Consider the following 20298-nt stretch of genomic DNA (forward strand, 5'->3'; position numbering starts at 1 on the left):
TATCGCTGGAGTTCAAAAATTTACTCAGGTTTAAAATCTATAATAAGATGCGTACAGAACTTAACAAATTGGAGCAGAGAGCGAACCATATAAATGATTTTGTTAGTTGGTACCACCTTCCCTGTTCGGGGACCTGGGGGTAGGCCAATCCCTTCTTTCCCCTGTTCTGGGATTGATGGAAAGTACCGCCTTTTCTCTCGAGGTTTTTTCAGGATCTTCACTGGCCATATAGGTGAGGATAGCCGTGAGGATTACGTTGTTTCGAACATCGTCAAAAACGATCTTGTCATAAGTATCAAGATTGGTGTGCCAGGTATAGTTCCAGTAGCTCCAGCTAAGAGAGCTCAGGGAGAATGCCGGGGCGCCCTGTGCAACGAATGAGGCGTAGTCCGATCCACCTCTTCCCGGATCACCCGGAAAGCTGGTTTCGATGTGTTTGGTGATACTTGCAGGGACAGCCTCCAACCACTTTCCCAGGTAGGCATAGGAATGCAGGAATCCCTGGCCCGAAAGGTTTACCACCCTCCCAGTACCGTTGTCCTGATTAAAGAGTGCCTGCAGGCCTTCAACAACTTCAGGACGGTCTTCAACAAAAGCTCTTGAGCCGTTGAGACCTTGTTCTTCACTGCCCCACAAACCAACAATGATGGTGCGCTTGGGATTGGGATATAGCTTTTTAAGTATTCTGGCGGTTTCCATCATGGTAATGGTTCCGGTACCGTTGTCAGTAGCTCCTGTACCCCCGTCCCAGGAATCGAAGTGGGCAGAAAGCACGATGTATTCATCCGGAAACTCTGTGCCTGGTATCGTCGCTATCGTATTAAAGGTAGGTACCCTTCCCAGCTCTTTGGATTCGGCCACGATCCTGATCAAAGGTTCACTTCCGTGCTCTACCATTCGATACAGCATTCCGTAGTCCTCCAGGGAAAGATCTACCACCGGTATTTCTTTGGTATCGGCACTAAAGATCTTATTTGCCCCAAAACCTGAGGACCAGCGTGATTGAATAATGCCAGCTGCCCCGGCTTCTTCCAGTGCCTTGTTTATAGTTCTGCTATTATACCCGGTATTTCTGATTTTTTGACGCCAGGCATCCTCGAGTTCGTTTCGATCTGCCTTCATCTTTTCGAAGGATTCAGGCGTTGCGAATTCTTCCCAGTTGTAATCAGGTCTTCCCGTTGGTTGTGGCATCGATACCAAAACAAACTTGCCTTTTACGGCAGACACCCATTTTGTAAAAGCAAGGGAATCAGGAAGCGTTGGGATGGTAATTAGAGTAGCTTCAATTCCCTTTGGACCGGTGCCAGGACTCCAGGCTAATTGCCTGCCGCTTAATGAGACTACCCTGGGTGAAAGCATGTCGATATGAGTAATACCGCGTTCCCATCCTCTCCAGGTACCCCAGGCTTCATTTTCAGCAGAGATTCCCCATTTTGAAAAGGTATTTACAGCCCAATCATGAGCATTCTTCATCTGGGGGTTCCTACCAGGCGCGGACCCACAACATCCATTAATTCGTGAGCCAGAACAGTTAATTGGGAATTCTCATTCGCTTCTTTTTCGATAGCTGTGGCCATTTCCTGGGCGCTTTGTGCCTGTAGAATTACCGTACTGATCAAGAGGGCAAATAAGGTGCTAAGTTTTTGCATAGTGAGAGTCTATTTTTAAAGAAGCCCTAATATAAAAAGAAAAGCTGTGCTGCAGTACAATAGGGGTCGTAATCTCTTCACTGCAAAAATCAGAAAATAGAATGCAAACGACTACAAACGATAACAAACGAAAATAAATAAGTAACAACCTACTAATGGTAATTACTGATTTATGTTTGCCCAGTTGGTTGTAGTAACCGATAGTATTAACTGTTTAACCTTAAAATTAGTAATCATGAATGCACTTAAAAACAAAGTACAGTTGATTGGAAACCTGGGACAAGACCCGGAAATTGTAAATCTTGATGGGGGAAGTAAATTAGCCAAATTCTCAATTGCTACAAATGAGACCTACAAAAGTTCAAATGGCGAAAAGGTCACGGATACCCAATGGCACAACATTGTAGTGTGGGGGAAACTGGCCGAGGTGGTAGAGAAATTTTTATCCAAAGGCAGCGAAGTGGCCGTGGAAGGAAAGTTGATCCACAGGTCTTATGAGACCAAAGAAGGCGAGAAACGTTACGTCTCTGAGATCAAATGTAATGAACTCTTGATGCTGGGCCGACAATAAAAAGACAACTGGTCGATAAAGGGGGCATTTCGCCCCTTTTTCTTTTTCAAAAACAGGATTCTGGTTAACTTATAGTTCCCTGAAAGTATGTATTTTATCTGCTTGAGAGGAAGAATTATAGCCCATGAAAAGAATTCTAACAGCAATGATCACAGTACTTACCCTTATGTCTTATACGGGGCATACGCAGGGTAAAGAGACTGATGTTGCTTTTTTCGAATTCTATGAGAGTATTGCCATAAGGGATGCCCAGCTTGAAGCAATCCTTGAATTCACTTCGGAAGAGGATGAATCCGACTATTGGAAGGATCAGTTAAATTTTGAAAAACGCCTAAAGAAAGAAAAGTATCGGGCCTACAAGACTTATATTTTTTTCAAGAGAAAGGCGTATCAGGAACATCAAAAAGAATGTGATATTGTAGCCTATCACGGTAATGGATACAACAAAAAGGCTTTATTCTATGAAGTCCACGGTATGAGTGCTTCCCTGGAGCAGGTTGAAATAAGCAGGAATACCGACGTTCTTCCTTCTATGGCTTCAAAGTATTAGCCGTATTAAATCTTTTTAAGCAACTTTTTTAAGAAGATCAAAACAGGGGCAACGTTTGCAACGTTTCTTTTCAGACTTTTTATATTTTTTGCAACACTTGGATTTGCAATTGCCAGAAGACAAGGCATGAACTCCGGTCTTTTTTAACTTTTTAAGGCGTTTTTTTTCTTTTTTACCTTCTTTCTTATTTTTCCCCATTTGGACTCGCTGAGAATCCAAAAATAATTATTTTTATTTAGAATTAATAAAAATAATAATAAAATTATTCATTGGTATCAGCTGCCGCACTATCTACCGTAATTTGTTGTACGTCCCGGTCGAACAAGTATAAGCCCCCCTTATCATTTCCTATCAAACTGATCTTGTCCAGGATATTTCTCGCAAGGGCTTCTTCCTCTATTTGCTCTGCTACATACCACTGGAGAAAATTATGGGTAGCGTAGTCCTTTTCTTCCAGGGCTACATGGACCAGTTCATTGATACTTTGTGAAACAAAGATTTCGTGCTCGTATAATTCCTGAAACATTTTCTGAAAGCTGCCGAAATTTTTCTTGGGAGCTTTTAAATCGGTTATGTGAGCATGTCCGCCGCGCTCATTTACGTATTTAATCAGTTTGAGCATATGCATCCTCTCTTCATCGGAATGACGATACATAAACAAAGAAATTCCCTCAAGTCCTTTTACTTCTGCCCATGAGGCCATAGCCAGGTATACTTGCGATGATTCGGCCTCTACACGTATCTGTTCGTTCAGGGCCTTTTCCATTTTGTCAGTCAACATATTTTGTATTTTCAGTAAAAATAAGCAATACAATCAATTTGATCAATGATATCTGTCAGCTAAAACCTTTACTTTAATTTGACTTTTTTATCGCTATTCTACCTCTTAAAAGTATAATTCCTGAACCAGTCGAAAAGTATTGGCATGTGCTTCTACTATTACCTTTATATCACGTGAATATCCTCCGCCCATACTGCATTGAACAGGAATGCCCAGATCTCTGCATTTTTGCAGAACAAAGGCATCCCGCTCTTTACACCCCGCGGTACTTAGACCAAGAGTTCCCAGTTTATCAGTTGCCAGGACATCTACCCCACAGAGGTAAAAAACAAAATCGGGGCGTTCTTTCTCGAGGAGTTTGGGAAATACATTTTTGAGGATAGCGAGGTATTCCATATCTGTAGTTCCTTTTTTCAAGGGAATATCCAGATCTGATGTTTCTTTTTTAAAAGGGTAGTTTCCACTGCCGTGCATAGAAAAGGTGAAAACCGTTGGATCTTGCTGAAAGATCTGGGCTGTTCCATTGCCCTGGTGCACATCCAGATCTACAATCAAAATTTTCTTAGCTTTCCCCGCCTGTTGCAGGTATCGCGCGCCAATTGCCTGGTCGTTCAGCAGGCAAAAAGCCTCTCCCCGATCGGTATATGCGTGATGAGTGCCCCCGGCGATATTCATTGAGATCCCATATTCAAGGGCGTAATCACATCCTTTTATAGTCCCGTCTGCAATGATCCTTTCCCGTTCTACCAATACCTCACTCAAAGGAAAACCGATCTTTCTCGCGGCTTTTTGCGAGATTTTCATGTTCAGGAGATCGTAGAAATAATCGGCCTCATGTACTGCCAGAATAAATTTGTCATTGGGGATTTCCGGTTCAAAGAAATTCTCAGCGGTACAAGTCCCTTCATATAACAATTGCTGTGGCAGCAAATCGTATTTGATCATGGGAAATCTGTGACCTTCCGGAAGTGGATGTCTGTATATAGGATGAAATGCAATTTTTAACACCAGCTATTGAACCTTTAGTTCAACGATGTCTGATACAAATTCATTATCATTCACAATCCCTTCAAAATAAAGTTTTACGGTTCCTAAGCCGTAATTCAGAAAGCTAAATTTCCCCACGCCTTTTGTATCTATTACAACATCGGGATGCCAGTCAACTGCACCAAAACTGTTGAAGAATGTACCTGAGTAGCTGTTGTACATTGGGTTGTAAAACCGTTTATTTGCCGTGAAGGTAATCGGAATTTCATAGTCAATCAAAGTATTGCCAAATTGTGCCTTCCTCGCCTTGGAAGGATCTGTAACAATCTTGATCACACCGCCACCTCCCCGAATTCCAGCGCCAATTCCCGAAGGATTTATTTCTATATAATCCACCTGATCCATGAAGAATCGATACAAAACTGTAAAATTCGTCAATAGTACCCCATCGAGAAAAATAGCAGGCGTGGCATTGTTCAAGGTATTTGGATTTCTCGCCCTAATGGTAAATACACCGGAACTTTCATCTATAGCATATCCACGTGAACTCAGATATGTACTCAACAGCATATTACGCCTCCAATCATCTTCTTCAAAGACATCGACTCTTCCTACAGTATTATTTTTTATTTTTTCAATTCTTTGAGCCTTACTTTCCTCCAATAACAAAACCTCATCTAGCATCTGTACCTTATAAAAGCCTTCAAAGGAAGTAGCTTCCTGAACTTCTTTTAAAATTTGAGCCTGCTTATTTCCCAGGATAGATACCTCATTTAAACCAAGAGGAGGAGTGTAGGAGGGTTTGAATTGAACGAAAACTTTAGGTTGAAACCAACTGCCTTTATTATCAATAGCAGCGAGTCCCAATTTCTCATCATTGATAGGGAAGAAATTGTCCTTGGAAAAAAACTTCTGTTCTTCTGCTACGGTTATAAATTCAGATTCATTGTAAGTAGTCGGAGAGATAAAATAATCGTTTGTCCTTTTTTCATTAAACGTAACTTTATATGAGATACCCTTTTCAAAATCGAAAAGATACTTCGGAGGCTTATTTTTATGGTATTCCACTGGTAACTACTCCATCCCTGTGTAAGGAGAAGGTTGTCTAATTCATATGCTTTTCTGGGCGTCTGATCAGTGAAGTAATAAGCTGCATTTTCTACCGGGCCTCTCAAATAAGGTGTAAGCAGGGTATAGGAAGGCAAATTGTGATGTCCTTTATAAGCCTCTGTTTTTTCGGGTAATACAGAAACACTAAGACTATTCCAGTATTTTGGATCTATTCCTTTTACGGAAAATGATACTTGTATAGAATCATTGTCAAAGGAGTGTTCAGGTCTTGTAATTTCATGAGTTACAATCCCTTCATGATTAAAATAAAGTCGCTCAAAGACAGGTGTTCCAGCCTGATTAAATAGGGTAAATACGTTGATTCCCGGATAGAGATCCTTCTTTGGAAACACCTTGATCACCTGCTGCTGTTCAGCGAAGGAAATATCAACTGCTTTAATACTATCCCCATTGTGAATGCTGAGCAGAAAGCGCTGATTCTTCTGCCTTTCCTCATTCAACCGAGCATTAATGATCAGTCCTAATTTATCCCTAAGGTCCTGAACTGTGCAGCTAACACCCTGTTTTTCAATATAATCAACAGGGATTTTAAAGTCCTGGTTATTGATGCGAAAGGTGGCAAAGTAATTAGTTCCCTGTTTTGGGATAAGGGCAAATCTTCCTATTCCAAAGGAATTTAATTTAAAGATCGCCACTACCTTTCCTGCCGTGTCCTCCACTTTTCCTTCCAAAAAAGGAAAGCCAAAGCCTTTTTCATCTTTGATTACCACTCCGTAAATAGCATTTACGCCTACAAGAGCATGTCCGCTTTCGGGGAGAAATTGCGCATCTATTTGTAATTCTTTTTCCTCCGCTACGATCTCTTCTGTTTTATCAGGATCAATAATGGTCAGATTTTGCTCAAAGTAATTGGGTTCGGAAAAATTCCGCATCCAGTTGGTATAAGCTTTGAAGCGATAACTGCCTGTGGTAAATGTACTATCAAGTCTGATCAGGCCGCTGCCAACCCCATTTTCTATCCTGATTAGCTGTTTCTTCACGTCTCGCCCAAGACTATCCTGAATAACACAGTAGAGGTTCTTGGTTTCTAGAGATCTTTTTTTGCTTCCTTTTTCCAATACATAAGCTTTAAAGCCTATACCTTCTCCTTTGATATAAACAGATTTATTGAGATGTACGAAAACCACTTCCCGGGGAAGTTCGGAATACATTTCAAAGGCGGGCAACAAATTATCGAGCTCAGAAGGGGGTTGGGCCTTCAGATAAGAAAAAGTGAAAAAGAAAAAAGAGAGAAGCAGGTATTTCATTTATAGTATGTCAATAAGTAGATATCAAAGAAAGGGGAATCCTACAAAATATAAAAGTGTTTAGAGCTACTTTTTTATTAATCTTCGATAGAAGTATATACTAGGAAATCGTCGCTCCGTTTATCACTCCGGAATCATCGGGATTTAAGAAAATTAAATCGCCATTTTCATTTTCTGTCATCAGAATCATTCCCTCGCTATCCACACCGCGCAAGGGTCTGGGCGCCAGGTTTACCAAAACGGTTACCTTTTTCCCGACTACCTCTTTGGCCGTAAAATGTTCGGCAATTCCAGACACAATGGTCCTTGTATCTAGACCGGTGTCTACTTTGAGCACCATAAGCTTTTTTGTTTTGGGCATTTTCTCAGCCTCCAGTACAGTGCCTACCCTCATGTCCATTTTGGAAAAGTCTTCGTAGGTAATCGTATCTTTTTGTGGCATAACGTCCTTGTTTTCTGTAGTGTTTGCTTTTTTAGTGGCTTCTAATTTATCGAGCTGTGCTTTGATCTCATCATCCTCAATTTTTCGGAATAATAACTCAGGTTTTCCTAACTGATGGGCCTCCGGCAAGAGCTTATCTGCTGTTGAAATAGTATTCCATTCCAAATGCGAAGAAAGGTTCTCAAGGTGAAGCATGACCTTTAATTTTCCTGAAGTAAAGGGCAGAAAGGGTTCGCTCAACACAGCCAGCCCCGTTGCAATCTGTAGGGCAGTGTTCATAATTGTTGCAACTCGTTCTTCGTCTTCTTTAATCACCTTCCAGGGTTCCTGATCAGCAAGATATTTGTTGCCCAGACGGGCGAGGTTCATCAGTTCCTGGCCTGCCTCTCTAAAGCGATACCGCTCAATAGAATCGGCAATCTTATCCGGAAATTCACGTAGAGCTTTGAGTGCCTCAAGGTCTTCCGGGTTTAAGGTTCCTGCCGCAGGGACTGTACCCTTGTAGTATTTCTGCGTAAGGACAACAACCCTGTTTACGAAATTGCCGAAGATGGCTACAAGCTCATTGTTGTTCCGTGCCTGAAAATCGGCCCAGGTGAAATCGTTGTCTTTGGTCTCAGGGGCATTTGCCGTAAGCGTGTAACGAAGCACGTCCTGCGCATCTGGAAAATCAAGCAGATATTCATGTAGCCATACGGCCCAATTTTTTGACGTGGATAATTTCTGGCCTTCCAGATTTAAAAATTCGTTGGCTGGTACATTTTCAGGAAGAATATAGTCACCATGGGCCTTTAGCATGCTGGGGAAGATGATACAGTGAAAAACGATATTATCTTTCCCGATGAAATGAACCAATTTTGTGTCTTTTGCTTGCCAGTAAGGTTTCCAGTCTTTTCCCTCTCGCCCGGCCCATTCTTTGGTAGAGGAAATATAGCCTATGGGAGCATCGAACCATACGTATAGAACCTTCCCTTCTCCTCCTTTTACCGGAACAGGAATACCCCAGTCCAGATCGCGTGTTACCGCCCTGGGTTTGAGACCGTCATCGATCCATGATTTGCATTGGCCATATACATTGGGTTTCCAATCGTTTTTATGGTCGTCCAGGATCCAGCTCTTCAGAAATTCTTCATAACGTTCTAAAGGGAGAAACCAGTGTTTGGTTTCCCTGAGGGTCGGAACTGCTCCTGAAAGGGTAGATTTAGGATTGATGAGGTCCGTTGCGTTAAGGGAGGAGCCACAGTTTTCACATTGGTCTCCGTAAGCCTCTTCATAGCTGCATTTTGGGCATGTCCCGGTTACAAAACGGTCTGCTAAAAACTGCTTCGCCTGTTCATCGTAGAGTTGTGCTGTGGTTTCTTCAATAAAATCGCCTTGTTCATACAGCCTCAGAAAAAATTCACTGGCTGTCTGATGATGAATCTCAGCTGAGGTCCTGGAATAGTTGTCGAAGGTGATTCCAAAATCCTGAAAGGATTTCTCTATAATCCCGTGATATTTGTCGATGATGTCTTTTGGCGACACCCCTTCTTTCTTTGCTTTCATGGGAATGGCAAAGCCGTGCTCATCGCTGCCGCAAACAAAGGCTACATCTCTGCCTGTCAGGCGTAAAAATCGCGCATAAATATCTGCGGGAACATAAACCCCGGCCAAATGCCCGATGTGAATGGGGCCATTTGTGTAAGGTAATGCTGCGGTAATGGTGTGCCGGGAGAATTTCTTAGGTGCCAATGCCATTAAACTCGTGGATTAAGGCACAAAAATAACCATTTTTTAATGCCTTCTCTCCGGCAGAGGGAAAAAAGAAAACCTTCGTATGTCCATGACTCCAGATGATTTTCTGAAGCCGGAAATACGAAGGCTGCTATAGCGTCGTAGGAGTAGCTTACGCTACCATAACGGATTTAGACATTTTCTTGTCTTGTACCTGAATACGGTAAATATACTTTCCGGTAGAGAGGTACTCAGGCATTCTTTCCCTGATATTGATTTCCACCGATCCTTCAAACATCATTTCATTGTAAACCGTACCCACATTTTGTCCAAGGATATTATAGAGCTGTATGTCCACATGAGCACTAAATGGCATCTCGAGATAGATATGCGGCGCCTCCTGAGTGGGGTAAAAGGGTTTGTGTACAATGGCATTTAAAAGTTCTTCACTCGGGTCTTCCGAATTCGGATCCATTGGTGTAGGGGGTGTAAATGGTTCATCGCTATAGGCAATGTCCGGAAACTGAACCCCGCTGCAATTAAATCCTAAATTCACCGGAGCGTAGGGATGATCCAACAGGTGTTGTTCCACTAAAGGAATAGGCACGCACATCCATTCGGCAAGAACCGTGGCATAGAGGTCCCTGAAGTCCATCGTATATTCTAAGTTTCCTCTCCCATTGGGATTTTCAAGGGAAGGGTGATCTCCCACAAAAGCACTTCCATTTAATCCTGATCCAAAGAAGAGGGTAGGGGCTGCCTTACCGTGGTCGGTTCCGTTAGAACCGTTTTCGAAGATCCTTCTTCCAAATTCAGAGAAGGTCATGCTCAATACTTTGTCGTCCTGTTGCGTAAAGGCGATATCCTCGTAGAAATTGTTGATCGCGATAGAAAGGTTAGACATCAGGCGCTCGTGGGCCAGGGGCTGATTTCCGTGGGTGTCGAAACCACCCATAGAGATCATATAGACCTTGGTGCCTAAATTACCTTTTATCAAGCGGGCCAATAGCGCCAATTGTCGCGCAAAGCCATTATCCTGATATTGTACCTGATTTTGTCCACGCTCATACGCTTCATGGATCAGTCCAGAATATTCATAGGTCGTATTGGCTACTCCCCTGAGGAATTTAAGCTGATCACCGTACATACAATCATTAAAAAGAGTAGGATCAAGGCTGTATTGAACTCCTGATTCTGCGATTTCCTCTAATTGATTTATGTTAGATGTAACAAAGGCGTAATTTGTTTCTTCTCCCTGGAAAACCAAGCTACCAAAGTTTCCGATCTGTATAGCTGCCGGGGAGGCGGGCGGATTTACAAGGTAGTCGGGGTAAATATTTTCAAAATACCTGCCCATCCATCCTGTATCCAGTCCTGAAAAACCTGTAGTGGTAAGATCTGTATTGGCGTAGATATCCGATCCGGTAAAATGAGAAAGACTCTGGTTCTCATACCCTACTCCGTGGACGGCCTTGAATTGTCCTTCACCCCACATAGATTCAAGGGCGTTCATATAAGAAGGGACTCCAAATTCATCCGTAAGTTTTAGCACCTTACTTTCAGGAATGTAGATATTAGGTCGGGCATTGGCATAAAGGTCATATTGCTCAATAGGAATAACGGTACTCAAACCGTCGTTTCCTCCTGATAGCCTGATCAGAATAAGGATATTATCTGAATCTGCATTCGCAATAGCCGCAGTAAGGGGCGATGGTGCTGAAGCGGAAAGCATATTGCTGCCCAGCATCATGGAACCTGATCCGGCGATACCAATTGCCTGCAGGAAGGAACGCCTGCTCCAGAACTTGTGTTCCTCGTCGTGCCCGTTGTCTTTATTGATATTAAGGGGGATATGATTATTGCACATAATTGTAGGTTTATTTAAGTTGAAACTCGGGTTGTCTTGATAAATGCATCAGGAGTAAAAAGACCTGTTGAGGGACTTCAGGACTAACGGATAACATCCATAGGCCCAGTCCTCCGGGTACGTAGTCTGAGCCGTAGTATTCTTCCGGCACATCTTCTATCTTAAATACATCCATGGCATTCTCAAAATCCTGGTCTGTAAGCAACCCAAGGGGGGTAAACTTGTTCACCAGGGCTCTAACCACCGTTTCAGGATTGCTGGTATTGCTATCAGCAGGTCCAACAGCATCCATAGCCAGGGTTCTGAACTGTTCCTGGTTCGACTGGTAGAAAATCTCTAGGAAGACCTCCACAGTTAACCATCTTCCAATAATAAAATTGGTATTTATCCAGCTACGGTCTCGTTGCCATCCGGCAACATCAACAGGATCAAATAATTCCTGTCCCAGCATTCTGGTTGTATCTATAACATTGAGTACAGTATTGTCATTATATGCGAAGTTACTTTCCTTGATCAGATTTAAATAGATATCGAACGGACTCTTGATAATTACGCCAATGGCCTCATCGTCAAAAAAGTGCTCACTTTTAAAGAGCTGAGATAAAACCGGGGCAATTTCGAAATTGTTAGAGACCATTGTAGCAGCTAACCCATTGATGATGCTCTGTGCATTTCCTGCATCGTCATCAGAATCAGGGTGAACAAAATACTCGTATAGTTTTTGGCAGATAAAATTGGCAATTTCATTGGGACGCTCCTGAAAAAGGATATCAATTACGTCGTCATAGTTCCAATTTCCGGTTTGTCCCAAAATAGTTTTTGGTCCGGCATCGAATCTGGTAGGATCAAAGGTTACCTGTGTACATCCTATTTCGCCACGCTCCACATATCCGGTAAGCGCTTTGGCGGTTTCTATAATGTCTTGCTCTGTATATCCGTTCCCTTCACCCAGGGTAAAAAGCTCATAAAGTTCACGGGCGTAGTTCTCATTGGGGTTATTCCCATTGTTATAGGCTCCATCTAAATAATAGAGCATAGCACTGGTTAAACCTATCTCACTCACAAAAGTTTTGAAGTTACCAATAGCGTTACGCTGCAAACAGTCAGTGTAATAGTACAAAAAGCTATTACAGTCGTAAACATCCAGCTCGGTTACAAAGTGGTTGCTCCAGAAGAAACTCAGACGGTCACGGAGATTGTTGTTCAACATTCCATTGGTGTAGGCTACTGCCCACTCCTCTGTCTGCGCCCTTCTAACCTGCCTTGCGAGATCGTCGTCCGCAGGATAGTTGCTATTATTCCAATCAGACCATGCTGGTGCTGCAAGGGGTGGCATGGTAACTGCCTCATTAATTAATGTATCAACAAGGGTTCCTGCATTTTGTCCTACAGCTTGGTCTATGGTCTGGACTGAGGCACTAAACCCTAGTCTCCTGTACAAATGCGCAGCCCTGACTTTATCCAGGGGTGTTGTGTAAGGCGCTAATGTAGAGGTGTTACAATTAACGAAGTATTCCATAGTTGTTTTTTAGGCTTTAAGAATGTTCATGTGTGTAGGGGCAAATTCTTAACGCTTAATCCATTTACTTAGTATGGAAAACCCGAGATATTCGATATCCGGAAGTCTAATGTACAATCTCGAGGCCAAAATATGGGTTAAATGAACTCATTTTTCGATGAAATGCGCTATTTTGTTAATTTTCAGGAGGCTATGAAGGTGCAGCAGGAATTGGGCAAGATAGGAGAGGATATGGCGGTGGAGTGGCTGAGAAATAAGGGATATAGTATAATGGAAAGAAATTTTCGGTTTGGCAAGGCCGAAATTGACATCCTCGCAGAGAAAGAGGGGATTTTGGCTGTAGTGGAAGTTAAGATGAGGCGAAGGGGATACCTTGGAGTACTGGCCGATGCCGTCAGTCTCAAGCAAAGAAATAGAATTATAAGAGCAGCAGATCACTATGTATTGGCAAATGACCTTGATGTTGAAGTACGGTTTGATGTAATTCTGCTTCTTCACGAGAATCAGAAATTCAATCTGGAACACCTCAAAGCAGCCTTTTCCCATTACCATCAATAGTTTTATTTATAACATTTTGTTATTTTTGAAAAAAACGACATGAAGACTATTTCTTCAGTGGTAGAACATTACATCAGGAAAAAGCCCTTTTTACAAAGTGCTTTGGCCCAGGGAATTATTAATCTCACTTCCCTTTCGCGCCTAATTAAACCGGAAATTGAAGAAGAACTCGGAAAAGATGTTCGCAATGGTGCGATCGTAATGGCCTTAAAACGCCTCTCTGATGATCTCGAATTCAGGGCCACTCACAGGATCATCAAAGTTTTAAAGAATATCGGAGAAATCACTGTAAGGTCTTCCCTTACCGATTTTACCTTTCTGGTTTCAGACAGCATACTTAACAACCAGACACAATTGCTTCAGGAGGTCAGTAAGAATAAAGAGGTATTTTACACATCTTCCCGTGGCGTAAATGAGTTGAATATCGTAGTGAGCAATAGTCTGGATTCCCTAGTGGAATCACTTTTCAAGGCTGAAAAGTGTACCCAGAAAGCCTCCAATTTATCATCGATAACCGTAAAGTTGCCCGCGGAAAACGTCTCCGTTCCGGGGATCTATTACTTTATCTTTCAGCGCCTCGCCTGGGAGGGGATCGTCTTGTTTGAGGTGATCTCCACAACAAATGAGTTCACAGTAATAGTCAATGATGAGCAGGTAGATATGGCCTTCAAGACGATAAAGGACTTGAAAAACTTATAATAAGGTTTATAATAAATGATCAGGAAGCGGGCTGTGAAATTTCTTCGGTCTCTCCCACTATTGGTCGTAAAACATCCAGTGCTTTATCGGTTGAACCTACATTTTCAAAAATCAGTAGTAATCTAAGTCCGTTCCGGGTTTGCTTTTCTTTGATCCTGCAAATTCCAGCATGCGATTGCACGTATTGCAGCACCTTTGTAAATGTATTACTTTGATAGAAAGCCGACTGTTGGTCGCTGACAAAATAGCCCAGTAATTTACCTTTTTTCATCACAACCTTCTCAATACCAATTTTACTGGCGAACCATTTAATCCGAACAGAATTTAACAAGTCTTCGACCGATTCCGGCAAGGGGCCAAACCTGTCGCGCAGATGAAGCTGGTATTCCTGCAGCTCTTCTTCGTCTGAAATGGAATTCAGTTCGGTGTAAAGATTAAGCCTTTCAGTAATATTATTCACGTAATCGTCAGGGAACAGGAGTTCAAAGTCGGAATCAATCTGCGTCTCTTTCACATAACTCTTCTCTTTGCCATCATCTTCGTAGAGATCTTTGAATTCATTTTCCTTTAATTCGTCTATGGCTTCAGCCAGAATCTTTTGATAGGTCTCAAAACCGATCTCATTTATAAATCCGCTTTGTTCTCCCCCAAGCAGGTCACCGGCACCCCGTATTTCCAAATCCTTCATAGCGATATTAAATCCGCTTCCCAATTCGGTGAATTGTTCCAGGGCCTCAATTCGCTTTCTCGCTTCGGTGGTCATAACGTGGTAGGGAGGCGTGATAAAATAACAAAAGGCCTTTTTATTACTTCTACCAACTCTTCCCCTCATTTGGTGAAGGTCACTCAGACCAAAATTATTTGCATTGTTTATAAAGATGGTATTGGCATTAGTAACGTCGAGGCCGCTTTCCACGATGGTTGTGGAGACCAACACATCAAATTCTCCGTTCATAAATGCCAGCATCAGGGTCTCTAGTTTTTTCCCTTCCATTTGTCCGTGGCCTACTCTGATTTTGGCATCAGGTACCAGGCGTTGCAACATTCCGGCCACTTCTTTAATGTTCTGTATCCGGTTGTGGATAAAAAATACTTGCCCGCCTCTTTGCAATTCATAAGAGATGGCATCCCTGATACTTGATTCGGAGAGTCTGATCACATGGCTTTCAATAGGGTAGCGGTTTGGGGGAGGAGTAGTAATCACTGAAAGGTCACGTGCTGCCATAAGGCTAAATTGGAGGGTCCTCGGGATAGGTGTGGCGGTAAGGGTAAGCACATCTACATTCTCCTTGATGGCTTTGAGTTTGTCCTTTACGGCAACTCCAAATTTTTGTTCTTCATCAACGATGAGAAGTCCCAGGTCCTTAAACACCACATTCTTATTTACCAACTGATGTGTTCCGATGATTATTTCAACCTTGCCTTCAGCCAGCTCTGCCAGGGTTTCCCGTTTTTCCTTTGCGGTTCTGAATCGATTTAAATAATCCACTTTTACAGGCATATCAGCAAGACGTTCTGTAAATGTCCTGTAATGCTGGAATGCTAGAATAGTGGTAGGTACCAGGACGGCAACCTGTTTGCCATTGTCAACGGCTTTAAATGCTGCGCGGATGGCTACTTCGGTTTTACCAAATCCAACATCTCCACAGATTAGACGGTCCATAGGCCTTTCCCGCTCCATATCATTTTTGATATCCTGAGTAGCTGTAACCTGATCTGGAGTATCTTCATATATAAAGGAAGCCTCCAACTCGTGTTGTAGATAACTGTCCGGAGCGTAGGCAAAACCTTTGTCGAGTCTCCTCTTGGCATAAACGCTGATAAGGTCAAAGGCAATTTTCTTGACCCTTGATTTGGTCTTTTGTTTAAGTTTCTTCCACGCCGCGGACCCCAGCTTGTAAATTTTAGGGACGGCCCCGTCTTTCCCATTGTATTTGGAAATCTTGTGCAGGGAATGGATGCTTACGTATAGGATATCGCGTTCACCATACATCAGTTTAATAGCCTCCTGCTGTCTGCCTTCAACCTCTATTTTTTTAAGTCCGCCAAATTTACCTATCCCGTGATCAATATGGGTAACGTAATCCCCAACCGTGAGTTTATTGAGTTCCTTAAGGGTAATCGCCTGTTTTTTAGCGTAGCCATTTTTAATCTGGAACTTGTGGTAGCGCTCAAAGATCTGATGATCGGTATAACAGGCCAATTTTGCATCTTCATCAATAAATCCTTCGTGAAGTGGAGCAACAAGCGTTTGATAGTGAACAGATTTTCCTATCTGATCAAAGATATCATGAAATCTCCGGGCCTGCTGCTCAGAGGAACAGAAAATGTAATTGCTGAATCCTTTGTCTTCATTTTCATTCAGGTTGGCTAGAAGGAGATCGAACTTTTTGTTAAATACCGGTTGCGGTTTGGTGTGAAATACGATATCGCCCGGCCCTTCGGATTGCTGATCTGATTCGAAAGTGATCAGGGGAAATTGCTGAAGTTCGGTCTTGATGGTTTCCGGACTAGTAAAAAGTTCTTCCGGATGAGAATGCTGGATTTCTTCGGAGAGTTCGGCAAAAGCTAATTTAGCCTTTTTAAAAAATTCGGAAATTCGCTCTTGTAGCACCTCCTGATCGCTGACAAAAATGGCGGTATTTGCATCGATATATTTTAGAAAACTCTCACGGGATTCTTTTAAAAACTTGTTTTCGACATTCGGGATGATGGTGATCTTTTTTACTTTTTCCGTGGAAAGTTGAGTTTCAACATCAAAGGTTCTGATACTGTCTATTTCATCTCCGAAAAACTCAATCCGATAGGGCTGGTCATGAGAGAATGAAAAAACATCGACAATACCACCACGAACGGCAAATTCACCGGGTTCTGTAACAAAATCAACCCTGTGGAAGCGATACTCAAACAAGACTTCATTTAAAAAGTCCAGCGAAAGAGTATCTCCCACCTTAATTTTCTGGGTATTCCTGGCCAGTTCCTTCCTGGTGACTACTTTTTCAAATAAGGCATCGGGATAGGTGACAATGATAGCCGGCTTTTTTCTGGAATTGATACGATTGAGCACTTCTGCCCTGAGCAAGACATTCGCATTATCTGTTTCTTCGATCTGATAAGGCCTGCGGTAACTACCGGGATAAAAGAATACTTTTTGATCTCCGAAAAACTGTTCCAGATCATTGAGACAATACGCGGCCTCTTCTTTGTCCCTTAATATCCACAGAAAGGGTTGCTCAGACAATCTGAAAGCCTCGGCTACTACCAAGGATCTCGCAGAGCCTACAAGCCCTTTGAGTATCGTTTTATTTTGAGATTGAACAATAGCTTCCCTGAGTTTCCTGAGTTTCGGAGACTCTTCGTATAGTAAAGGAATGGTGCTTTTCGTCACCTGCAATTTTTGTGCAAAGATATGGCGGTACTACTGCTTCTGCAACGAACCCTTAAATTTTTATCACGGCTGCTTCTGCGATGGCGTATACTTCATCTTCCTTGTTTTTTTCCATCACGTGGGATCCGGTGAAGGTACCGAAAGCCGGGAGAATCATCTGGTATTTATTTTTAAAAAAACAAGGCAGGCGTAAACTTTGTCTTCCGTGGCCTCTCAGCTTAATAGCCGGGTGGATATGCCCCGATAGATTAAATAAGCCTTCCCGTTCCTCCGGGTAATGCGTGAGTAAAAAGGGCCCCAGATCAGTTCTTTTTTAATAGAAATACCCAGGGCCTCGTATTTTAAAGGTGAAATAATATCGTGGTTTCCAGCGACAAGGATAATCGGCACAGCAGCTTTTTTTACCCAATCCTCAAACATCTGCCATTCTATGTTGAGGCTGGAATGAAACAAGTCTCCCAAGAAACAAATAAATTTTGGTTGAAAGTGGAGCAGGGCTTGCTGCATCATCTCAAAGTTTTTATCAATCGCTTGCTGAGGAACAGCTGCCCCGTATTTTCTAAAATGCGATACTTTTCCCAGGTGTACATCACTGAGAAGCAGAACATCCTCATTATGCCAATAAACAACCCCTGAAGGATGGAGTTCTAGTTGTTGTTGGGAAATGGTCAGGATCTGCGTTGTCATGAGGTCAAAGATAAGAAGAAAGCAATGTTGAACAGAGATCACTTCATCAATAACTTCGTCATTTTTTTGATTCGGTCTGCCAGTTTTTCGCTGGACATTTTCTCTCTTAATCGGTCCGTAATAATAGGAAAGGAGAAGGGCGTTGGTTTTTTACACTTTTTCCATACGATATCCTGTCTTTCAATTCGCTCAAGGGCTATTCGCAATCGGCCCTCCTCCAGTTGGTGTTCAAAGGTTTCCCTGTAGGCCTGGAGGAATAAGAGATTATCCGCTTCATAATCTTTAAAGACCTCAAAGAGAAGTTGGGAGCTGCTTTGCAAGTGTTTCATTTTTACGCCCTTGTCCGGATAGCCCGTAAAAACCAAACCACTGATTACGGCTATGTCTCTGAACTTTCTCCTGGCCATCTCAGTAGAATTAAGGCTCTTTTCAAGATCGTCCAAAAGATACTCAGGGCTAAAAAGATCGTTGTCTATAATGGACTGTATATCTATTTCCTGGTCTGAAAGCAACTCAAAACCATAGTCGTTAAACGCAAGGGAAAAGGTGATGGGCGATAGCAAACTAATTCGGTATCCCAATAAACTACCCATTGCTTCATGTACAAATCTGCCTTCAAAGGGATAAAAAATATGGTGGTATCCATCCCTTGTTTTAAAGGATTCAATCAGGAATTCTTCCGGACCGGGAACAATGCTCTCCACCTCCTGACGCTTAAAAATAGGGGCCAGACATTGGATGGCTTCAGATTGCTGATCATAAGGCAGTTTGGCGGAGTAGAGCTCTTCCCTCAGAAGTTGAGACATCTGGGCAGAGAGGGTGAGTCGGCCACCCATCCAACTCGGAACTTTATTGGTCTTTTTTCTGGAGTTTCTAACATGGGCCTGCATCTCTTTTATCCTGATAAATTCGAGATTTCTGCCGGCAAAGGTGAAAACGTCACCGGGAGATAATTTAGAAATAAAGTACTCTTCTATTGAACCGATATATCCTCCTTTCTGATAACGAACTGTAAGATGAGCATCGCCAACAATCGTCCCGATCTGAAACCTGTGCCTCATGGCTATGCCCCTGTTATTTACCTGTAATTTACCGTCTTCCGAAACCTCTACTTTTTTATATTCATCGTAAGACTGCAGACTCTGGCTACCCATGACCAGAAAGTTAATAATCCAGCGCCACTCGTCTTCTGTTATGGCCTGATAGCAGAAAGTGCTTTTAACCTCTCTGTAGATTTCTGCCGGGTAAAATCCGTCTGAAACTGCCAGGGTGATCAGATATTGGACGAGAACGTCAAAACTATTGAGGTATGGAAGCCGATCTTCTACGGCCCGTTTTATCACTGCTTGCTGCAGGGCTGATGCTTCAACTAATTCTATGGCATGTGTGGGGAGAAAATAAATGACACTTTCTTTCCCAGGTTGGTGCCCGCTTCTGCCGGCTCTTTGCATAAATCGTGCTACTCCCTTCGGACCTCCAATTTGAATCACGGTTTCAACAGGGGCAAAATCTACTCCTAGGTCGAGGCTTGAAGTACATACCACGGCTTTTAATTCTTCTTTGCGGATGGCCTCCTCTACCCAGATTCGGGTGTCTTTATTGATGCTTCCATGATGCATGGCCATTTCACCGGCGAGCTCCGGATATTTTTCCAGAATCTTCTGATACCAGATCTCGCACTGACTCCGGGTATTGGTAAATAGTAAGGTAGTTTTGCTTTTGTTGATAATGGGAATAACGCTGTCTAGTAAGCGCAATCCCAGATGTCCTCTCCAGGGAAAAGTTTCGATTTCGTCAGGAATAATACTGACCACATTAATTTTTTTATTGAGGTTGGCCCGTATCATAATGGAATTGTCAAAAGCGTCACTCTCTGGCCCTAACAATACCTGCCTGGCCTGTTCCAGATTTCCTATGGTGGCGGAGATTCCCCAGATCCTCAGTTTTGGAGCCAGGCTTTTTATCCTGCAAAGGGCTAACTCCATTTGCACCCCTCGTTTTGTTCCCAGCAATTCGTGCCATTCATCAACTACAATCGCTTTGCATCCCCCGAAAATTTTATCATAGCCCTTGGTAGCCAACAGTAACTGCAGGCTTTCCGGAGTGGTGATTAGGAGATCAGGCATGGATCTACGCTGTTTACTCCTCTCTTTGGTGGAGGTGTCTCCGGTTCTGATCCCTACAGTCAGGGGAAGTTCTAAATCTGTAATAATGCGTTCGGCTGATTGCCTGATCTCTTGTGAAAGGGCGCGCAATGGCGTAATCCAAACAGCCTTGAGTCCTTTATTATGCTTGCTTCCAGAAAGTTCGTAATCCTTGAGATACTCAAGAACGATAGGAAACCAAAGCGCATAGGTTTTGCCACTTCCCGTTGGGGCATTGAGGAGTCCGTTTTTGCCATCTAAATACGCTTTCCATGTTTTGCGCTGGAATGGGAAAGGGGACCATCCCTGTTCCTGAAACCAATTTTCCGCTATGGATACGTCCGGATTTTTCTTCATACTGGCTT

General features: G+C 42.8%; 14 protein-coding genes and 1 pseudogene. 4 read left to right on the forward strand and 11 right to left on the reverse strand.

Annotation, left to right across the window (positions count from 1 at the left end):
- Window positions 1-102: 102 nt before the first annotated feature.
- Window positions 103-1649: pseudogene (locus EQY75_RS00410) on the reverse strand (M20/M25/M40 family metallo-hydrolase).
- 235 nt (window positions 1650-1884) lie between these two features.
- On the opposite strand from EQY75_RS00410, the gene EQY75_RS00415 reads away from it, so the two are divergent.
- Entirely contained in the window at window positions 1885-2220 is a 336-nt protein-coding gene (locus tag EQY75_RS00415) for a single-stranded DNA-binding protein (RefSeq protein WP_129601868.1), read from the forward strand.
- 124 nt (window positions 2221-2344) lie between these two features.
- Window positions 2345-2770 (forward strand): hypothetical protein, encoded by a 426-nt coding sequence (locus EQY75_RS00420; RefSeq protein ID WP_129601871.1) that lies wholly within the window; start codon window positions 2345-2347, stop codon window positions 2768-2770.
- A 15-nt stretch (window positions 2771-2785) separates the two neighbouring features.
- Here EQY75_RS00420 and EQY75_RS00425 read toward each other — a convergent pair whose 3' ends face one another.
- From EQY75_RS00425 to EQY75_RS00455, 7 genes are all read right to left on the reverse strand, one after another.
- The gene (locus EQY75_RS00425; protein ID WP_129606846.1) at window positions 2786-2968 is read right to left on the reverse strand and encodes a hypothetical protein; all 183 of its coding nucleotides are present in this window, start codon (window positions 2966-2968) and stop codon (window positions 2786-2788) included.
- 64 nt (window positions 2969-3032) lie between these two features.
- Window positions 3033-3551 carry a ferritin gene (locus EQY75_RS00430; protein ID WP_129601873.1) on the reverse strand — a complete coding sequence of 173 codons (519 nt, stop codon included), beginning with the start codon at window positions 3549-3551 and terminating at the stop codon, window positions 3033-3035.
- Between the two features lie 105 nt (window positions 3552-3656).
- Window positions 3657-4559 carry a histone deacetylase family protein gene (locus EQY75_RS00435; protein WP_129601875.1) on the reverse strand — a complete coding sequence of 301 codons (903 nt, stop codon included), beginning with the start codon at window positions 4557-4559 and terminating at the stop codon, window positions 3657-3659.
- Between the two features lie 908 nt (window positions 4560-5467).
- The gene (locus EQY75_RS00440) at window positions 5468-6916 is read right to left on the reverse strand and encodes a hypothetical protein (RefSeq protein WP_129601877.1); all 1449 of its coding nucleotides are present in this window, start codon (window positions 6914-6916) and stop codon (window positions 5468-5470) included.
- Window positions 6917-7016: 100 nt separating this feature from the next.
- Window positions 7017-9095, reverse strand: coding sequence for a methionine--tRNA ligase (gene metG, locus EQY75_RS00445; RefSeq protein WP_129601879.1), 2079 nt, complete (start codon window positions 9093-9095; stop codon window positions 7017-7019).
- Between the two features lie 148 nt (window positions 9096-9243).
- Window positions 9244-10938, reverse strand: coding sequence for a DUF1501 domain-containing protein (locus EQY75_RS00450; protein ID WP_165200407.1), 1695 nt, complete (start codon window positions 10936-10938; stop codon window positions 9244-9246).
- A 10-nt stretch (window positions 10939-10948) separates the two neighbouring features.
- Window positions 10949-12457: a DUF1800 domain-containing protein gene (locus EQY75_RS00455; protein WP_129601881.1), complete on the reverse strand. Its 1509-nt coding sequence runs from the start codon at window positions 12455-12457 to the stop codon at window positions 10949-10951.
- A 141-nt stretch (window positions 12458-12598) separates the two neighbouring features.
- Here EQY75_RS00455 and EQY75_RS00460 point away from each other — a divergent pair, with 141 nt between their 5' ends.
- Together EQY75_RS00460 and EQY75_RS00465 are read left to right on the forward strand one after the other, a co-directional pair.
- Window positions 12599-13015: a YraN family protein gene (locus EQY75_RS00460; protein WP_246019918.1), complete on the forward strand. Its 417-nt coding sequence runs from the start codon at window positions 12599-12601 to the stop codon at window positions 13013-13015.
- A 39-nt stretch (window positions 13016-13054) separates the two neighbouring features.
- Window positions 13055-13714, forward strand: a complete 660-nt coding sequence (locus EQY75_RS00465) for an aspartate kinase (RefSeq protein ID WP_129601883.1) — start codon at window positions 13055-13057, stop codon at window positions 13712-13714.
- Window positions 13715-13733: 19 nt separating this feature from the next.
- Here the strand turns inward: EQY75_RS00465 and mfd are convergent, their stop codons facing one another.
- From mfd to EQY75_RS00480, 3 genes are all read right to left on the reverse strand, one after another.
- The gene (gene mfd / locus EQY75_RS00470) at window positions 13734-17102 is read right to left on the reverse strand and encodes a transcription-repair coupling factor (RefSeq protein ID WP_129601885.1); all 3369 of its coding nucleotides are present in this window, start codon (window positions 17100-17102) and stop codon (window positions 13734-13736) included.
- A 213-nt stretch (window positions 17103-17315) separates the two neighbouring features.
- Window positions 17316-17789, reverse strand: coding sequence for a metallophosphoesterase (locus EQY75_RS00475; protein ID WP_342774017.1), 474 nt, complete (start codon window positions 17787-17789; stop codon window positions 17316-17318).
- Window positions 17790-17827: 38 nt separating this feature from the next.
- Complete coding sequence (locus EQY75_RS00480; RefSeq protein ID WP_129601887.1) at window positions 17828-20290, reverse strand: ligase-associated DNA damage response DEXH box helicase; 2463 nt, start codon at window positions 20288-20290, stop codon at window positions 17828-17830.
- Window positions 20291-20298: the final 8 nt, after the last annotated feature.

Origin of the sequence: Muriicola soli (genome assembly GCF_004139715.1) — a bacterium.
GTDB lineage: Bacteria > Bacteroidota > Bacteroidia > Flavobacteriales > Flavobacteriaceae > Muriicola > Muriicola soli.